14 protein-coding genes are annotated in these 16,596 nt (G+C 56.4%); 5 read left to right on the forward strand and 9 right to left on the reverse strand.

Annotated elements, in window-relative coordinates; genetic code table 11:
* Nucleotides 1-144: 144 nt before the first annotated feature.
* A complete protein-coding gene (gene ydgH / locus ABFV38_RS09785) occupies nt 145-1,089 on the reverse strand; it encodes a DUF1471 family protein YdgH (RefSeq protein WP_348959277.1) in 945 nt (314 codons plus the stop codon).
* Between the two features lie 535 nt (nt 1,090-1,624).
* Here ydgH and pntA point away from each other — a divergent pair.
* The gene (pntA, locus tag ABFV38_RS09790) at nt 1,625-3,154 is read left to right on the forward strand and encodes a Re/Si-specific NAD(P)(+) transhydrogenase subunit alpha (RefSeq protein ID WP_348959279.1); all 1,530 of its coding nucleotides are present in this window, start codon (nt 1,625-1,627) and stop codon (nt 3,152-3,154) included.
* Nucleotides 3,155-3,164: 10 nt separating this feature from the next.
* The gene (gene pntB / locus ABFV38_RS09795) at nt 3,165-4,553 is read left to right on the forward strand and encodes a Re/Si-specific NAD(P)(+) transhydrogenase subunit beta (RefSeq protein ID WP_021241158.1); all 1,389 of its coding nucleotides are present in this window, start codon (nt 3,165-3,167) and stop codon (nt 4,551-4,553) included.
* Between the two features lie 119 nt (nt 4,554-4,672).
* On the opposite strand, the gene uspE is transcribed toward pntB, so the two are convergent.
* The 7 genes from uspE to ABFV38_RS09830 all read right to left on the reverse strand — a co-directional run bounded on the left by uspE (nt 4,673) and on the right by ABFV38_RS09830 (nt 11,848).
* Complete coding sequence (uspE, locus tag ABFV38_RS09800) at nt 4,673-5,623, reverse strand: universal stress protein UspE (RefSeq protein ID WP_032640084.1); 951 nt, start codon at nt 5,621-5,623, stop codon at nt 4,673-4,675.
* A gap of 109 nt (nt 5,624-5,732) precedes the next feature.
* The gene (locus ABFV38_RS09805; protein ID WP_223540366.1) at nt 5,733-5,915 is read right to left on the reverse strand and encodes a hypothetical protein; all 183 of its coding nucleotides are present in this window, start codon (nt 5,913-5,915) and stop codon (nt 5,733-5,735) included.
* 147 nt (nt 5,916-6,062) lie between these two features.
* Nucleotides 6,063-6,815, reverse strand: coding sequence for a fumarate/nitrate reduction transcriptional regulator Fnr (gene fnr, locus ABFV38_RS09810; protein ID WP_006174991.1), 753 nt, complete (start codon nt 6,813-6,815; stop codon nt 6,063-6,065).
* 183 nt (nt 6,816-6,998) lie between these two features.
* Entirely contained in the window at nt 6,999-7,514 is a 516-nt protein-coding gene (ogt, locus tag ABFV38_RS09815) for a methylated-DNA--[protein]-cysteine S-methyltransferase (protein ID WP_048222832.1), read from the reverse strand.
* Between the two features lie 10 nt (nt 7,515-7,524).
* The gene (gene abgT / locus ABFV38_RS09820) at nt 7,525-9,051 is read right to left on the reverse strand and encodes a p-aminobenzoyl-glutamate transporter (RefSeq protein ID WP_045910351.1); all 1,527 of its coding nucleotides are present in this window, start codon (nt 9,049-9,051) and stop codon (nt 7,525-7,527) included.
* A gap of 41 nt (nt 9,052-9,092) precedes the next feature.
* Nucleotides 9,093-10,538: a M20 family metallopeptidase gene (locus tag ABFV38_RS09825; RefSeq protein ID WP_348959282.1), complete on the reverse strand. Its 1,446-nt coding sequence runs from the start codon at nt 10,536-10,538 to the stop codon at nt 9,093-9,095.
* Nucleotides 10,538-11,848, reverse strand: coding sequence for a M20 family metallo-hydrolase (locus ABFV38_RS09830; RefSeq protein ID WP_104948729.1), 1,311 nt, complete (start codon nt 11,846-11,848; stop codon nt 10,538-10,540). Before ABFV38_RS09830 ends, ABFV38_RS09825 begins: the two co-directional genes overlap by 1 nt.
* A gap of 175 nt (nt 11,849-12,023) precedes the next feature.
* Here ABFV38_RS09830 and ABFV38_RS09835 point away from each other — a divergent pair, with 175 nt between their 5' ends.
* Both ABFV38_RS09835 and smrA read left to right on the forward strand, forming a co-directional pair.
* Nucleotides 12,024-12,935 (forward strand): LysR family transcriptional regulator, encoded by a 912-nt coding sequence (locus ABFV38_RS09835; protein ID WP_262752754.1) that lies wholly within the window; start codon nt 12,024-12,026, stop codon nt 12,933-12,935.
* 356 nt (nt 12,936-13,291) lie between these two features.
* Nucleotides 13,292-13,855, forward strand: coding sequence for a DNA endonuclease SmrA (smrA, locus tag ABFV38_RS09840; protein ID WP_045910355.1), 564 nt, complete (start codon nt 13,292-13,294; stop codon nt 13,853-13,855).
* 27 nt (nt 13,856-13,882) lie between these two features.
* On the opposite strand, the gene ABFV38_RS09845 is transcribed toward smrA, so the two are convergent.
* Nucleotides 13,883-15,544 (reverse strand): methyl-accepting chemotaxis protein, encoded by a 1,662-nt coding sequence (locus ABFV38_RS09845; protein ID WP_048030711.1) that lies wholly within the window; start codon nt 15,542-15,544, stop codon nt 13,883-13,885.
* Between the two features lie 143 nt (nt 15,545-15,687).
* Here ABFV38_RS09845 and ABFV38_RS09850 point away from each other — a divergent pair, with 143 nt between their 5' ends.
* The gene (locus ABFV38_RS09850) at nt 15,688-16,554 is read left to right on the forward strand and encodes an aldo/keto reductase family oxidoreductase (protein WP_348959283.1); all 867 of its coding nucleotides are present in this window, start codon (nt 15,688-15,690) and stop codon (nt 16,552-16,554) included.
* The last annotated feature ends 42 nt before the right edge of the window (nt 16,555-16,596 follow it).

Below are 16,596 nucleotides of genomic sequence, written 5' to 3' on the forward strand. Positions count from 1 at the left end.
TTCGCTCAGGCGCATAAAAATGGTGGATCACACTAAGGCGCGGGATTTTACGGAGTGTAACGAAAGCATGCAATGACGTGTGGCAGAAATTCAAAAAAAGTAACAAAAAAGGCGGCATTGCGCCGCCTTTCTTAAACGATTTTGTTACTTGTACAGATCGGCGCTGATGGTCACGTTGTTACCACGTTCCTGCCACTGGCGGGTGATGTGGTAGAACTTCGCCCCTTTCTTCGCCGCACGCTTCGCGACCTGGTAAGAGACTTCCGTCATGTTGCCGTAGTTGCCGGTAAATTTGATGCTGTCGAACGGCACCATCTGCGCGGCAGTGGCGTTGTTCAGCTCTTCAATTTTGGTACCGTCTGGCAGCGTAACCGAATAACGGCCACCTTTCGTGGACTGCGTTTCAAAGAAACGGCCCACTTCAGCGCTTGGCGCAGCCGTCGTTGCGACGCCTGGGATTTCCACTTTCTTCGCTTCTTCGCCGCCTTTCGCTATCGCCGCGCGACCGGCTTCTGAGTTCGCCGGAATCGCATCCGGGCTCTGCAGAACACGTTTCTTCGCATCTTCTTTATAGATGAACGCGGTAATACGCTGGTTGCCGCCCTGGTTAGCATCGACCTGACGCACGATGTAGAACGAGTAGGCCCCTTTCTCTTTCGCGGCTTTGGTGATGGCATCGTTCACTTCAGGCTGGCTGCGGTAGAAGCCCTGAACGGTGACGGTGTCGTACGGTTCCAGCGCAATTGCCTGATCTTTCGGCAGTTCAACAACACCGTTGATCACGCGGTTTTTCGGTGCGTCAGCTTTTGGCGCGTTGTCTTTATACAGCGCAATAGTCACGCGCTGGTTACCGCTGTTGCCGTTATCAGACTGGTCAACAACATAAAACGAGGCTGCCCCGTTTTTATCAGCGGCCTTTGATGCAGCGGCGACGGCGTCGCCAATAGAATTATAACGACCCACAATGACCTTATGGTCAAAAGGTTTTAACGCTGCCGCTTGCTCCGGCGTTAACTCTGTTGCGGCATTCGCAGACAGGGCGGTCGCACAGAGAAGTGCGGACGCCAGGAGTGTGTTCTTAAGCTTCATAAAAATGATCCTTCGCCTTGCGCAAACCATGTACTGGTATTGTTGTTAATTTGAGACGGTCCCGATTATGGCATTTAAAACCCGTCGCTGTCTGCGCCATTTTTCACTGCCTGTGCTCACTGAATCACCTTATTCGATAACATTTAGTGATATGTTGAAAAAACACGCGTTTGACAAGTAAAACTGATAAAGCTTATGACTTTTACAAGTTAATTTAATGTTAATAAGTTGTTCTCTTATGGCGCTATATCATGTTTTTACCGCTTCGCTTGCGCGAATTATCGGTTCTGGCGATGAATTTAAGGTAAATATCACTGTCAGTGACGCCGATCGCTTATTTTTCACAGATAAAGTAAGAAATAGTGTTTTCTGGCGGTAGATCACGGCCGGTATTTTCAGTAGGTTATAGACAGTTTGTTACTGTTTTATTTTCCGGGGTGAATTGTGTCTCATTGCTTGTGTGATGGCGAAAAATGATACAAACCGCGGGCATTTATCGATAAACCATCATCAAAAACCGATGGAAGGGAAAACTATGCGTATTGGGGTACCAAAAGAACGGTTAGCCAATGAAACCCGCGTAGCGGCAACACCGAAAACGGTGGAGCAACTGCTTAAGCTGGGTTTTACCGTCGCGGTTGAAAGCGGCGCAGGCAAACTGGCGAGTTTCGATGACGAGGCCTTTATCCAGGCTGGCGCGGAAGTGGTGGACGGTGCCGACGTATGGCAGTCGCCGGTAATTCTGAAGGTCAATGCACCGGAAGAGAGTGAGATAGCGCTGCTGAATCCGGGCACCACGCTGGTGAGCTTTATCTGGCCTGCGCAAAATCCTGAGCTGATGGAAAAACTGGCCGCGCGCGGCGTTACCGTCATGGCGATGGACTCCGTGCCGCGTATTTCGCGCGCCCAGTCGCTGGACGCCTTAAGTTCGATGGCAAACATTGCGGGTTATCGCGCCATCGTTGAAGCGGCCCACGAATTTGGACGCTTCTTTACCGGTCAGATCACCGCGGCGGGTAAAGTCCCTCCGGCGAAGGTGATGGTGATTGGCGCGGGCGTGGCGGGACTTGCCGCCATCGGTGCGGCAAACAGCCTGGGCGCTATCGTGCGCGCGTTCGATACCCGTCCTGAAGTGAAGGAACAGGTCCAGAGTATGGGCGCCGAATTCCTTGAGCTGGACTTCAAGGAAGAAGCGGGCAGCGGTGATGGTTACGCGAAGGTGATGTCTGAAGCCTTTATCAAAGCCGAAATGGAACTTTTCGCTGCGCAGGCGAAAGATGTCGACATCATTGTCACCACCGCGCTTATCCCGGGCAAACCGGCGCCGAAGCTGATTACCCGTGAAATGGTTGACTCCATGAAGTCGGGTAGCGTGATTGTCGACCTGGCTGCGCAAAACGGCGGCAACTGTGACTATACCGTACCGAATCAGGTGACCACGACCGCGAACGGCGTGAAGGTGATCGGCTATACCGATCTGCCGGGTCGCCTGCCGACCCAGTCTTCTCAGCTGTACGGCACCAACCTCGTCAACCTGCTGAAGCTGCTTTGCAAAGAGAAAGACGGCAACATCACCGTCGATTTTGACGACGTGGTGGTGCGCGGTGTGACCGTGGTGCGTGAAGGTGAAATTACCTGGCCTGCGCCGCCGATTCAGGTTTCGGCCCAGCCTCAGGCAGCGCCTAAAGCGGCGCCTGAGCCAAAAGAACCTGCCAAACCGGCTTCCCCGTGGCGCAAATACGCGATCATGGCGCTGGTGATTATTCTCTTCGGCTGGCTGGCTGACGTCGCGCCGAAAGAGTTCCTCGGCCACTTTACCGTCTTCGCGCTCTCCTGCGTCGTGGGCTACTACGTGGTGTGGAACGTCTCCCATGCGCTGCATACGCCGCTGATGTCGGTAACCAACGCCATCTCCGGGATCATCGTGGTGGGGGCGTTACTGCAGATTGGCCACGGCGGCTGGATCAGCTTCCTGAGCTTTATCGCGGTGCTGATCGCCAGTATCAATATTTTCGGTGGTTTCACCGTGACTCAGCGCATGCTGAAAATGTTTCGTAAAGGCTAAGGGGTAGCATATGTCTGGAGGATTAGTGACAGCCGCATACATTGTTGCTGCAATCCTGTTTATTTTCAGTCTGGCGGGGCTTTCCAAACACGAAACGTCTCAGCAGGGGAATAACTTTGGTATCGCCGGGATGGCGATTGCGCTGATTGCCACCATCTTCGGGCCGGATACTGGCAACGTAGCGTGGATCCTGGTGGCGATGATCATCGGCGGTGCGATTGGTATTCGCCTGGCGAAACGCGTTGAAATGACCGAGATGCCGGAGCTGGTGGCGATTCTGCACAGCTTTGTGGGGCTGGCCGCGGTGCTGGTGGGCTTCAACAGCTACCTTTACCACACGCCGGGTCTGGAACCGATTCTGGTGAATATTCACCTGACGGAAGTGTTCCTCGGTATCTTCATCGGTGCGGTCACCTTCACCGGCTCCATTGTCGCGTTCGGCAAGCTGCGCGGGAAGATTTCCTCTAAGCCGCTGATGCTGCCAAACCGTCATAAGCTGAACCTGGCTGCGCTGGTGGTGTCGTTTGTGCTGCTGGTGGTCTTCGTGCGTACCGAAAGCGTCGGTCTGCAGGTGCTGGCGTTGCTGGTGATGACCATCATCGCGCTGGCCTTTGGCTGGCATCTGGTGGCGTCGATCGGTGGTGCGGATATGCCAGTGGTGGTCTCCATGCTGAACTCCTACTCCGGTTGGGCGGCGGCGGCGGCGGGCTTTATGCTGAGTAACGACCTGCTGATCGTTACCGGTGCGCTGGTGGGTTCTTCGGGTGCGATCCTGTCTTACATCATGTGTAAGGCGATGAACCGCTCGTTCATCAGCGTCATTGCCGGTGGCTTTGGTTCTGACGGCTCGTCTACCGGTTCCGATGAGGAAGTGGGTGAGCACCGTGAGATCAGCGCGGAAGATACCGCCGAGATGCTGAAAAACTCGCACTCGGTCATTATCACCCCGGGCTACGGCATGGCGGTGGCGCAGGCGCAGTATCCGGTGGCGGAAATCACCGAGAAGCTGCGCGCGCGCGGCATCAAGGTTCGCTTTGGTATTCACCCGGTGGCGGGGCGTCTGCCAGGCCACATGAACGTGCTGCTGGCGGAGGCGAAAGTGCCTTACGACATCGTGCTGGAGATGGACGAGATCAACGATGATTTCGCCGACACCGACACCGTGCTGGTCATTGGCGCAAACGACACCGTTAACCCGGCGGCGCAGGACGATCCACGTAGCCCAATCGCCGGGATGCCGGTTCTGGAAGTGTGGAAGGCGCAGAACGTGATCGTGTTTAAACGTTCAATGAATACCGGCTATGCCGGGGTGCAGAACCCGCTGTTCTTCAAAGAGAACACCCACATGCTGTTTGGCGATGCCAAAGCCAGCGTGGATGCGATTCTGAAAGCGCTGTAAGTTGCGTTGAAACGAAAAACCGCCGAATCCGGCGGTTTTTTTATTGCCGGGTGGCGCTCACGCTTACCCGGCCTACGGTTTTGTAGGCCCGGCAAGCTTGCGCCGCCGGGCGTTAGGGGTCAATCGTCTTCCGGATCGTCGAGCTCAACCGGCGTCTGGTACTCATCCGGCTTGATAACCAGCAGGTCGCAGCGTAGATGGTCGATCACCTGCTCGGCGGTATTGCCGAGGAAGGCGGCAGAAATACCGGTACGGCCAATGGTACCCAGCACCACAATCCCCGCCTGCAGGTGTTCAGCCAGGTCCGGGATCACCTCTTCAGGCAGCCCTTTTTCCACGTGGGTCATTTTCTCATCGATGCTGAATTTCTGGCGCAGCGCTTTCATGGCCAGCAGATGCTGACCGCGGATCGCGTCGTTGTACACGCTCGGGTCAAATTCCGGCAGTTCAATGGCAATGTTAATCGGGGTGACCGGATAGGCGCCAACCAGATGCACTTCGGTATGATTGACCTGATCGGCAAGCTGGATAGTCTCCTTCACCAGCTTCTCGTTCAGCGAATTGTGGTAATCCTCTTCGCTGGCGAGGTTTACCGCCACAACGGCTTTCCCGCCTTCAGGCCAAGGCTGGTCTTTCACCATCCAGACCGGGCAAGGGCATTTACGCAGCAAATGCCAGTCGGTCGGGGTGAAGATCACGGATTCCAGCTTGTCGTGCTGGTGCGCCATCTTCAGCAGCAGATCGTGCCCACCGGCAACGACTTCCTGAATGATGGCTTCGAAAGGTCGGTTGTGCCAGACCACTTTAATATCAATGGGCACACCCGCTTCCAGGTAATACTTCGCCTGTTCGCGGATCCACGCGGTACGCTGGCTGATGACGCCCTGACGCATAGCGGTGCGCTCGTCAGGCGACAGAAGGGTGGTCATCTCATACGAGAAGTCATAGATCGGCAAAAACGCTTTGATTTTGCCACCAATCCGTTGATGTAAATACACAGCACGTCGTAATGCTGGCTGATCGTCCTGATTCGGATCGATTGCTACCAGCATGTTTTGATACTTGGCCATACAGGTCTCCTTACTACTGTCACCACAGTCTGTAATTAAAAGAGTAACCTATATATCCTGAATGAAACAGAGGGGAGGTTTTGCCAGATCAATAATTCATGAAAATTTATCAGAGGAAAAGCACCGTGGTCGTTACCGCAACAAACGCAATAAACAGCAGCACCATCACCGCTATCGCAAAGGTCGTGGAATCCTGAACGTAGGTTTTTTCCTCCCCCTTCATTGGGCCGACAAGCATGATCCAGATGAAGATAAAGGTCACGGAGGCAATCACGACTGAAACGAAAAACAAACTTTCTCTCAATTCATAACCTCAACGAGAACCTTTTGGGTGCTGTGTGGGGACGTGCTACGGTGAAAAGGTCAGATAAAGGACGGGGTGACAGGCCAGACCGCTAAATCAGGAAAATTTATCGGTCTGGCTGTATACGTATGGCGTTTACGCCACGTTGCGGGCGTGCCCGGCAAGAACGGCCAGCGCTTCACCGTTTTCAATAGTGATGTATTTACCCTTAACGGCCAGCATCCCGCTTTTCTGGAAACGACCCAGCAGACGGCTGATGGTTTCCACGGTCAGACCCAGGTAGTTACCGATATCGCCACGCGTCATGGTCAGACGGAATTCACGCGGCGAGAAGCCACGCTCGGCGAAGCGGCGGGAGAGGTTGTAGATAAACGCGGCCAGGCGCTCTTCTGCGTTCTTTTTAGAAAGCAGCAGAATCATGTCCTGATCGCCTTTGATCTCACCGCTCATCAGACGCATCATCTGCTGACGCAGGTTAGGCATCTTGCCGGACAGATCGTCCAGGGTTTCAAACGGAATTTCGCAAACCATCGAGGTTTCGAGTGCCTGAGCAAAGCTCGGGTGATGGCCCGTACCGATGGCATCAAAGCCTACCAGGTCACCTGCCAGATGGAAGCCGGTGATCTGCTCATCACCCTGCTCGGTGATGGTGTAGCTCTTGATGGTGCCAGAACGGATAGCATAGAGCGATTTCAGTTCGTCTCCCGCTTTAAACAGCGTCTGCCCTTTCTGAATAGGCTTTTTACGCTCGATGATATTATCAAGCTGATCGAGTTCATGCTCATTCAGGGTAAACGGGATACAGAGCTGGCTGATGCTGCAATCCTGGCAATGGATAGCACAACCGCCAGACTGAATGCGTCGTATAATTCGCTTTTCCGGGATCATAGGTTTGCTCAAGCCTTAATTGATATTGGTCAATTTTAACATCTTTTTGGTAAGTACGTAAGCCTGACAAACCCTCAATAAGGACAAGAGACGACAATGCGTCGCCATCTTCTTGAAATTCCACAGCTTGATTATGGATTTTTAGCCTAACCGGTAGAAAATTAAGCACAAAAAGCCTGGGAACTAGAGCAAAAGATACCCTTCGTGACGCAGTAACCACTCTTTTCGCTGCACGCCACCGGCATAGCCGGTCAGGGTACCGTTGCGGCCAATGACGCGATGGCAGGGCACCACGATGCTGACCGGATTAGAGCCGTTCGCGGCGCCTACGGCACGTGCGGCCCCAGCGCGACCTAACTGCTCCGCGAGCTGGCCGTAATGCATGACCTGTCCGCAGGGAATGGCCCGCAGCGCCTGCCACACTTCGCGCTGAAAAGGGGTGCCAGCCGTGGCGGTGGGCAGCGTGTCGATGATGCTGAGATCGCCTTCGAAGTACGCCGCTAGCTTGTCGCTCAGTCCACCCGGATTGGTGGCGCGGATACGTTCATACCCCTGTGAGCGGTAGTGAATCGCAAGCAGTTCTTCCATGCGGTCGCTGTGCTCTTCCCACTCAACGGCGCGCAGGCAAAACTGCTCGTCCGCGATCACCCACAGCGGGCCAAGCGGCGTCGCAATCTTGTCTTCGAGTAATCTCAGCATCCTCATTCCTTTAGTTCAGCCTCGGGTAAATCCCCGGTCCAATCGGCAGGCCGACAAGATACCATGCCACCAGCATCACCAGCCATACCCCTAAAAAGATAAGCGGGTAGGGTAAAACCAGCGAATAGTAGGTACCCAGTTTGGCCTCGGGTTTATAGCGCTGGAGGAAGCCCAAAAACAGCGGAACAAACGGCGAAACCGGCGCCAGCGGAATAACCGAGGAGTCGGCAATGCGGAACAGGATCTGGGCAAACGCCGGGTGGAATCCCAGCATCATAAACATCGGCACGAAGATCGGGGCCAGAATCGACCAGATGGCGGAGCCGCTGGCGATAAACATGCACAGCAGCGACGAAAGCAGCGCCAGGCCGACAAACGCCGGTACGCCGCTTAACCCGGCCGCCTCCAGCGCGTCGGTCAGGCCCACGGCCATAAACTTGCCCATGTTGCTCCAGTTAAACATCGCCACAAACTGGGCCAGCGGGAACACCATCACGATAAAGCCCGCCATCTCTTTCATCGGCTCGATCATCAGCTGCGGCAGATCGCCCTGGCGGCGAATTTTACCGGTGGCGATACCGTAGGCGAGCGAGACGACAAAGAAAAACAGAATAATCAGCGGCACGATGCCCTGAATAAACGGCGAGGGCAGGACGGTATGTTTAACCGGATCGCGCAATATGCCGTTTTCCGGCACCACCATCAGCGCCACCGCGGCAATAAACGCCAGCGAGACAATCCCCGCTACGCGCAGGCCGAAGCGCTGCTCTTTGCTCAGGGTTTCCAGCTTTTCATCACTGCGGCCTTCCCATTTACCCAGCCGCGGCTCGACGATCTTATCGGTAATCAGCCCGCCGACAATCGTCAGGACAATCACCGAGCTTGCCATAAAGTACCAGTTGTCGATCACGCTGACGTGCATGGCCGCATCAATGGTTTTCGCCGCCTCCGTACTGATGCCCGAGAGCAACACGTCGGTGGTCACGATCAGCAGGTTAGCGGTAAAACCGCAGCCCACCCCCGCAATCGCGGACAGCAGACCCGCCACGGGATGGCGCCCGACGGCGAGGAAGATCAGCGCCCCCATCGGCGGCATGATCACCAGCGCGGCGTCGGAGGAGATATGGCTGAAGAAGGCGATAAACAGCACCATGTAGCTCGCGTAGCGCGCGCTGACGTGAGAAGCCATCTTCACCATCAATGCAGGCAACAGGCCGACGCGTTCAGCCAGACCGGCGCCCAGCACCAGCGCCAGAATGGCACCGAGCGGGGCGAATCCACTGAAGTTTTTAATCACGTTGGGTAAAAACCAGTGCAGCCCTTCAATGCTCAGCAGGTTTTTCACCGCCACCAGGCTGCCGTCGGCCGGGCTGCGCACGCTGACGTCAAAGGCGGAGAGCACGGCGGTGGCGACCATCAAAATCACAATCAGATAGATAAAAAGCAGGAAAGGGTGCGGCACTTTATTGCCGATCCTTTCAACCCAGCCATAGAGCTTACCGGATGGGGAATGCGAAGGTATGGATGACATACTCATGGGCGTTCCTCGGGACTGTTGTGTTGTTGTGTTGTGTTTTTTTATTTTAAAGGTGACGGTGTCACGCCTCGTGGGATCGGACACACGTACGGTTTTTCTTCTATTTGTTGTTCGAACTCTTCACGGCATTTTTTCAGCAGCGCGGCGTCCTGAAGCAGATTGAGCGCGGTCGCGCCCATCACTTTCCCGGCCAGCAGCATGCCTTTGTGGGCAATAGAGGTTCGCCCCTGAGATACCAGTTGCCAGGTATGCAGCGGCGTGCCGACGGTAAAGCAGGGGCTGAAGCACTGGGCGACCGGCATTTTCCAGCTGACGTCACCCACGTCGGTTGAACCCGCCAGTACGTTGTCGGTGACGGCATAAGGCGCGACTTCATCCACCAGCAGCGTCGCCTGATGACGACGGGCAAAGGCTTTACCCGCTTCGCCACCCGTGGCGGCAATATTTTTCAGGCTGTTTTGCAAATCGTTGGGCGTCAGCGTGGCGCGGATCTCGCGGGCAAACTCTCGCTCTTCGTCGGTCCACTCCGGCGTGCCGTAGTGCTGCAGGGCACGATACATCGCCGCCTCAAGCGTGCGGTTCGGCAGGTAGCTGGAGCAGGCTTTATCAAAGCGGCATTCGACGGTGGTTTCGGTCATCATCGCCGCGCCCTGGGCAATTTTCTCGATGCGCTCGTAGATCTGTTGCGCATCCGCCATCTCCGGGGCGCGGATCAGGTACAGCACCTCGGCCTGCGCCTGCACGACGTTGGGCGAAATCCCGCCGGTATCGGTAATGGCGTAATGGACGCGCGCTTTCTCGATAATGTGTTCGTTAAGGAAGTTGGTGCCGGTGGTCATCAGCGTCACGGCGTCCAGCGCGCTGCGTCCCAGGTGAGGGGAGTTGGCCGCGTGCGCCGCCACGCCGTGAAAACGCCAGGCGGCCTGAATATTCGCCAGCGTGCTGACGTTAAACATCCCGGCAAAGGCTTCCGGGTGCCAGGTGACGGCGGCATCGACATCATCAAACAGCCCTTCGCGCACCATAAAGGTTTTCCCGGAGCCGCCTTCTTCACCGGGACAGCCGTAAAAACGCACCGTTCCGCTGCCACCGTGCTGCTCCAGCCAGCTTTTCACCGCCACCGCGCCCGCAAGTGCTGCGGTGCCTAAGAGGTTATGCCCGCAGCCGTGGCCGTTAGCCCCCGGCGTGGCGGTTTGCGCGGTCGCGCAGTGTGCCTGCTGGCTTAACCCGGCCAGCGCGTCGTACTCGCCCAGCAGGGCGATAACCGGTTTTCCGCTGCCGAAGCTGGCGATAAAGGCATTTGGAATACCGCCTGCCTCGCGGGTCAGCGTGAAGCCTTCGGCTTCCAGCTCGCTGGCCAGCCGTTCGGCGGACCAGACCTCTTCAAAGCGGGTTTCGGGGCGATCCCAGATCGCGTCGGCAATATCGGTTAACATCCGACATCGCGTATCGATCGCATCGGCAATAAAAGCGTAGTTCTCCTGCATTACACACCTCGCGTCCACGGGAAATTCAGCGCAGTTCGCGCCAGCGTTTCGATGGCGACAGGCATCACCTGCTCATCGAAGTCGAATTTTTCGTTGTGATGTCCGGCGCTCAAATCCGTGCCAAACACCATATAGGACGCCATGCCGCCGTTCTGCTGCACGCGGGCCATCATCAGCGTGGCGTCTTCGGATCCGGCCGGGGCTTTCACCTTATCGATGGCGTGAACAACCCCGGAAACCTGGCTCGCCTGTTCGCGCAGATAATCAACCCAGGCCGGCGTCGGCGCGCTGGAGGTGGCTGCCCCCATCAGGCGCATCTCCGCGCTCACGCCGTAGAGCGCCGCCGCGCCGGTAATCACCGCCTGCGCGCGTTCAAAGACATACTGATTAATCGCTTCGCTTTCACCGCGGGTTTCAACCTTCATCAGCGCATTCGCGGGGACCACGTTGCGTCCGCTGCCCGCCTGCATCACGCCGACGTTCACCCGGGATGCGCCGTCGCTGTGTGGGGCGATGCTGTGCAGGGCGAGGGCGGCCTGCGCGGCGGCGAGCAGAGCGTTACGACCGTCCTCCGGTTTACCGCCCGCGTGTGCGGCCACGCCGGTGAAGCTCACGTCGAACTTGGTGGTGGCCATAAAGTTATCGCTGCCGCAGATTACCGTACCGGCGGGGACGCCAGTACCAATATGGATAGCCGTGAAATAGTCCACGTCATCCAGCGCCCCGGCGGCAACCATGGCGCGCGCGCCGCGCGTTCCTTCTTCGGCAGGCTGGAAGATCAGCTTGATGGTGCCGTTCAGCCGGGCTTCATTCTGCTTAAGCACCTGTGCCAGCCCCAGACCAATGGTGGTGTGGCCGTCGTGTGCGCAGGCGTGCATCATTCCCGGATTGCAGGAGGCAAACCCGTCGCGGAACGGGCGATGGCTGTCGTCGAGCGCTTCGCTTAAATCAAGGGCGTCCATGTCAACGCGAAACGCCAGGGTTGGGCCAGGGCGGCCGGTATTCAGGGTGGCAACAATGCCGGTAAAGCCGCCTTCAAACGGCGCCAGCCATTTCTCAGGCGCGCCTTGCTTGCGCGCGCGGGCAAATTCTCGCGCCAGGGTCGCGTCATCGGGCAGCCCCATCCGGCTTTCGGCATCGACGACGTCGCGCCCCATCGCCAGCGCGTAACCCAGCGAGTCCAGGGTCTCCGCGACTTTCGCGGCGGTACGAAACTCTACCCAGCCGGATTCCGCAAAATGGTGAAAATCGCGACGCCACGCGCTCAACTGCGGGGTTAACGTCTGGATGTAGTGCGCCAGTGTGTCCATATCTGTTCCTGTCATCATTAAAATATGTGAACTGCTTCACGCTGTGATAGTTTTTACTTATCACTAACCGATTTTTCACAGTTTTAACCGTTCAGGAATTACCCTCGCACATCCCTTTCCAGTAAAGTAGATGACAGTTTCTTTACTCTGATAAACAACGGTTATCGGTCGGGCTATGTCATTTCAGGTTAAATTCCATCATCTCCGGGCGTTTGTTGAAGTTGCTCGTCAGGGCAGCATTCGCGGTGCCAGCAGGACGCTGAATCTTTCCCAGCCGGCATTGACCAAATCCATCAAAGAGCTGGAGGAGGGCATGGCGGCGCAGCTTTTCGTGCGCAGGAGTAAGGGCGTCGCGTTGACCGAATGCGGCGAGGGCTTTTACCAGCGCGCCCGCCTAATTCTGGAAGAGCTGCGCGCGGCGCAGGATGACATTCGTCAGCGGCAGGGGGAACAGGCCGGGCAGATCAACATCGGGATGGGGGCCAGCGTTTCGCGCAGCCTGATGCCCGCCGTCATCACCCGCTTTCATGCCCAACATCCGCAGGTCAAAGTGCGGATAATGGAAGGACAGCTGGTGTCGATGATTAACGAATTACGGCAGGGCGAACTGGACTTCACCATCAACACCTATTATCAGGGACCTTACGACCAGGAATTTACGTTTGAAAAACTCTTCGAGAAGCCGTTTGCGGTATTTTGTCGCGAAGGGCATCCGGCAACAGGGGCAACGTCGATTAATGAACTTCTGCATTATAACTGGACAATGCCGACGCCGCGGGGAAGTTATTATAAGCAGTTAGAAGAGGTATTTAGCCATCGCTCGCAAATACCGCGAATTGGTGTGGTCTGTGAAACCTTTTCCTCCTGTATTAGCCTGGTTGCGCAAAGTGATTTTCTAAGCATATTGCCGCAGGAGCTAGGGTGTGACCCGCTGCTGGCGCACCGCCTGGTCATGCTGCCGGTTATCGAATCGCTTCCAAAAGCAGCATATTATTTAATTCAGCGCCGCGATTCACGTCAGACGCCCCTGGCTGAATCATTAATTACACAGTTCAGGCGGGAAGCGAGGAAAATAATCGTGGCGTGAAAGTGAGATAATAAAAAAACAGGATCTGCCCGACATCAGACAGATCCTCCAGTACACACAGCAGTGCGTCCTTTCGCCAATCCTGAGTATTATATCCATGAAGCAGGTATATTTAGGTATAACACCTTTCCCGCAAAATGAAAGGATATTGAGTGTTTGATTTTACGAAAATTTAACACAAATCACTTATTTCATCTTTGCTGAAATTTTAGTTAAGTCATATTTAACTTTATTTTATAAATACTATATATATTCATCAGGTTAATATTTGTTGCGCATGACGGCCTGTAACGGTGATTGAGGCCTGTCTCGGGCGCAGGTATAGTACCGTCCTCAGTTGTAGCCGGAGGATATCCATGAACCCTGACGACAAATCCTTTTTTCTTGACGCCATGGAAGATGTCCAGCCGCTGAAGCGTGGCCCGGATATTCACTGGCAGCCCAGCCGCAATACGCGGACGCGCCAGGAGGTGGATAGTGAACAGCTGGATAACTTCCTGACGCTGGATTTTCTAGACCTTCTTCCCCTGGAAGAACCGCTGGCGTTCCAGCGCGAAGGGGTGCAGCAGGGCGTTATCGATAAGCTGCGCTCGGGTAAATATGCCCGCCAGGCCAGTTTAAACCTCCTGCGCCAGCCTGCCGAACGCTGCCGTCAGATGCTCTATTCTTTTATCTGCCAGGCCAGACGTGACGGGTTACGTAACCTGATTATTATTCACGGGAAAGGGCGGGAGCAGAACTCACATCCTAATGTGGTGCGCAGCTATCTGGCGCGCTGGTTAACCGAGTTCGAGGATGTACAGGCCTTCTGCGTGGCGCTGCCGCATCACGGCGGCAGCGGGGCATGCTACGTTTCACTGCGTAAATCTGATGAAGCAAAACAGGAGAACTGGGAGCGGCACGCCAAGCGCAGCCGCTAGCGGGCGATATTCTCGCCCGCCTGAAACTCAGAAGGTTTCCCAGTTGCTGTCGGTGGCGGCGTTTGCGGTTGCCGGGCGCAACAGCTGGGGCGTCTTCACGCTGGCCGGGCGCGGGGTGACCGCTTTTTCTTTTCCGTTCAGACGAAACGCGGCTACCGCCTGGCGCAGCTGTTCGGACTGATCTTCCAGCGCCGCTGCCGCCGTGGCGGACTCCTGCACCAACGCGGCGTTTTGCTGCGTCACGCTGTCCATCTGCGAAACGGCCAGGCTCACCTGCTCAATGCCGCGGCTCTGCTCGTCAGAGGCAGAGGAAATCTCGCCCATGATATCGGTCACGCGGGTCACGGCGGCGACGATTTCCTTCATGGTGGTGCCGGCCTCGCTAACCTGCTCAGAACCGGTATTCACGCGGCTGACGGAGTTTTCAATAAGTCCTTTGATCTCTTTCGCCGCCTGCGCGCTGCGGCTCGCCAGCGTACGGACCTCGCCCGCGACAACCGCAAAGCCACGCCCCTGTTCCCCGGCGCGTGCCGCTTCCACCGCGGCGTTAAGCGCCAGAATGTTCGTCTGGAACGCAATGCTGTCGATCACGCTGGTAATATGCGCAATTTGCTGCGAACTGTCGGCGATTTCGTTCATGGTGCGAACCACGTTATCCACGACGTGACCGCCGCGCGCGGCCGTTTCAGAGGCGTTTTTCGCCAGCAGCGTGGCCTGACGGGCGTTATCGGAGTTCTGTTTAACCGTCGCGGTCAGCTCTTCCATGCTGGCGGCGGTCTCTTCGAGCGAGGCGGCCTGCTGCTCGGTGCGGGCGGAAAGATCGTTACTTCCTGCGGCAATTTCGCCTGCGCCGGTGTAGATGGAATCGGTGCTTCCGCGCACGGCGCTGACGGTGGTTACCAGCGACTGCTGCATTTCATGCAGGCCTGCGGCCAGTTGACCCATCTCATTGCGGCCCGAGATAGCGATATCCTGCGTCAGGTCGCCCCCTGCAATGGCGCGAATATGGTTCATAATGGAGTGGAGTGGTTTTAACAGCAGGTGCTGTAAACCCTGCCAGATGACCACCAGTACCGCGATAACGGCCAGCAGAATGGCCGCCAGCGTCCACTGCATCTGCGTAAAGCTGCTCTGGTTCTCTTCGGTTGCGGCCTTCAGCAGGGTGTTGTTTTCGGCGCGCCAGCGGTTATAGACCGCTTCCATATCGTCCTGCGCCTGCTGCGCGTCCAGATCGCCATAGGCCTGATAGTTATCGGCGCGCAGATACTCAATCGATAAACGCATGACTTCGTGCATCTGGTTCCAGGATTTCTGCATCTCGTCGGTCAATGCCGCCTCCTGGCCCTTAACCTGCGGCAGTTTCTGCCACTCTTTGTTATAGGCTTCGGCTTTTGCCAGCGAGTCGCTTGCGGTGCCCAGCAGTTTATTGATCGCCGCAAGGGAAGCCGGGTCACGCTGGTTTTTCAGGTAGCGGATCGCCACGCGGGTGACGGTGACGCGCGTTTTCACCAGCGTGTTCACGCTGTCGCTCAGGCTTTCCTGCTGGGCGTTGAGCACGCCGGAGTTCTGGAAGTTATGGCGATCGTTGCTGACGGCAGAGTAGAACAACCCTCCCGTGACAACTTGCAGCAGACAGAATATGGTGAGGGCAAAGATAATACCGGTAATCACGTGCAGATTTTTCAGCATAGCGGTCGTCCGTTAGAGAAGATGCAGGGTTACTTCATTACTATCGTCGTAGAGAATGTAAACTTTAATTAACTCGCGCTTAACTAAAGGCTCCCAGAGGGAACCTGTTGTAAATCCGGATCATTTTTATGAGGAAGGTCAACATGAGCAGCATTGATAAAAGCGGGACATACGCGCTTGGGACGCGGACGGTGAAACGGTTGGGCTACGGCGCGATGCAGCTGGCCGGGCCGGGCGTCTTTGGGCCGCCGAAGGATAAGCAGGCCGCGCTGGACGTGTTACGCGAGGCCGTGGCGGCGGGGGTGAACCACATTGATACCAGTGATTTTTATGGCCCTCATGTCACCAACCAGCTGATCCGCGAGGCGCTTCATCCTTATCGGGACGATCTGACGATCGTCACCAAGATTGGTGCCCGTCGCAACGACAAAGGCGCCTGGCTGCCGGCCTTTTCCGCGCAGGAGCTGACGCAGGCGGTGCATGACAACCTGCGTAATCTGCAGCTGGACGTGCTGGACGTGGTGAATCTGCGGATCATGTTTAGCGCACACGGGCCGGCGGAAGGGTCGATTGCTGAACCGCTCTCCACCCTGGCAGAATTACAGCGGCAGGGTCTGGTGCGGCATATTGGCCTGAGCAACGTCACGGCCACCCAGGTCGCGGAAGCGCAGAAGATGGTGCCGGTGGTGTGCGTGCAGAACATGTACAACATTGTGAACCGGGGTGATGATGCGCTGGTGGATCTGCTCGCGCAGCAGGGGATTGCGTATGTGCCGTTCTTCCCACTGGGCGGCTTTACGCCGCTGCAATCGTCCGGGCTGAAGGCTGTGGCGGATTCACTGGGCGTCACGGCAATGCAGGTTGCGCTGGCATGGCTGCTGCAGCGTTCCCCGAATATCCTGCTGATCCCGGGCACCTCTTCCGTGGCGCATCTGCGGCAAAACCTCGCGGCGGGGGACCTGCAGCTGCCGCCTGACGCCCTGGAAACATTGAATACGCTGATGGACTGATCGTCACAGGCGCAAAGCCCGACATGTGCTTCCGGGCTTTGC

Source organism: Enterobacter cloacae complex sp. Mu1197 (assembly GCF_040059225.1).
GTDB lineage: Bacteria > Pseudomonadota > Gammaproteobacteria > Enterobacterales > Enterobacteriaceae > Enterobacter > Enterobacter quasiroggenkampii.

Coding starts and splice junctions, on each gene's coding strand:
- ydgH (WP_348959277.1), bottom strand. CDS start 1,089: ATGAAGCTTAAGAACACACTCCTGGCGTCCGCACTTCTCTGTGCGACC.
- pntA (WP_348959279.1), top strand. CDS start 1,625: ATGCGTATTGGGGTACCAAAAGAACGGTTAGCCAATGAAACCCGCGTA.
- pntB (WP_021241158.1), top strand. CDS start 3,165: ATGTCTGGAGGATTAGTGACAGCCGCATACATTGTTGCTGCAATCCTG.
- uspE (WP_032640084.1), bottom strand. CDS start 5,623: ATGGCCAAGTATCAAAACATGCTGGTAGCAATCGATCCGAATCAGGAC.
- fnr (WP_006174991.1), bottom strand. CDS start 6,815: ATGATCCCGGAAAAGCGAATTATACGACGCATTCAGTCTGGCGGTTGT.
- ogt (WP_048222832.1), bottom strand. CDS start 7,514: ATGCTGAGATTACTCGAAGACAAGATTGCGACGCCGCTTGGCCCGCTG.
- abgT (WP_045910351.1), bottom strand. CDS start 9,051: ATGAGTATGTCATCCATACCTTCGCATTCCCCATCCGGTAAGCTCTAT.
- ABFV38_RS09825 (WP_348959282.1), bottom strand. CDS start 10,538: ATGCAGGAGAACTACGCTTTTATTGCCGATGCGATCGATACGCGATGT.
- ABFV38_RS09830 (WP_104948729.1), bottom strand. CDS start 11,848: ATGGACACACTGGCGCACTACATCCAGACGTTAACCCCGCAGTTGAGC.
- ABFV38_RS09835 (WP_262752754.1), top strand. CDS start 12,024: ATGTCATTTCAGGTTAAATTCCATCATCTCCGGGCGTTTGTTGAAGTT.
- smrA (WP_045910355.1), top strand. CDS start 13,292: ATGAACCCTGACGACAAATCCTTTTTTCTTGACGCCATGGAAGATGTC.
- ABFV38_RS09845 (WP_048030711.1), bottom strand. CDS start 15,544: ATGCTGAAAAATCTGCACGTGATTACCGGTATTATCTTTGCCCTCACC.
- ABFV38_RS09850 (WP_348959283.1), top strand. CDS start 15,688: ATGAGCAGCATTGATAAAAGCGGGACATACGCGCTTGGGACGCGGACG.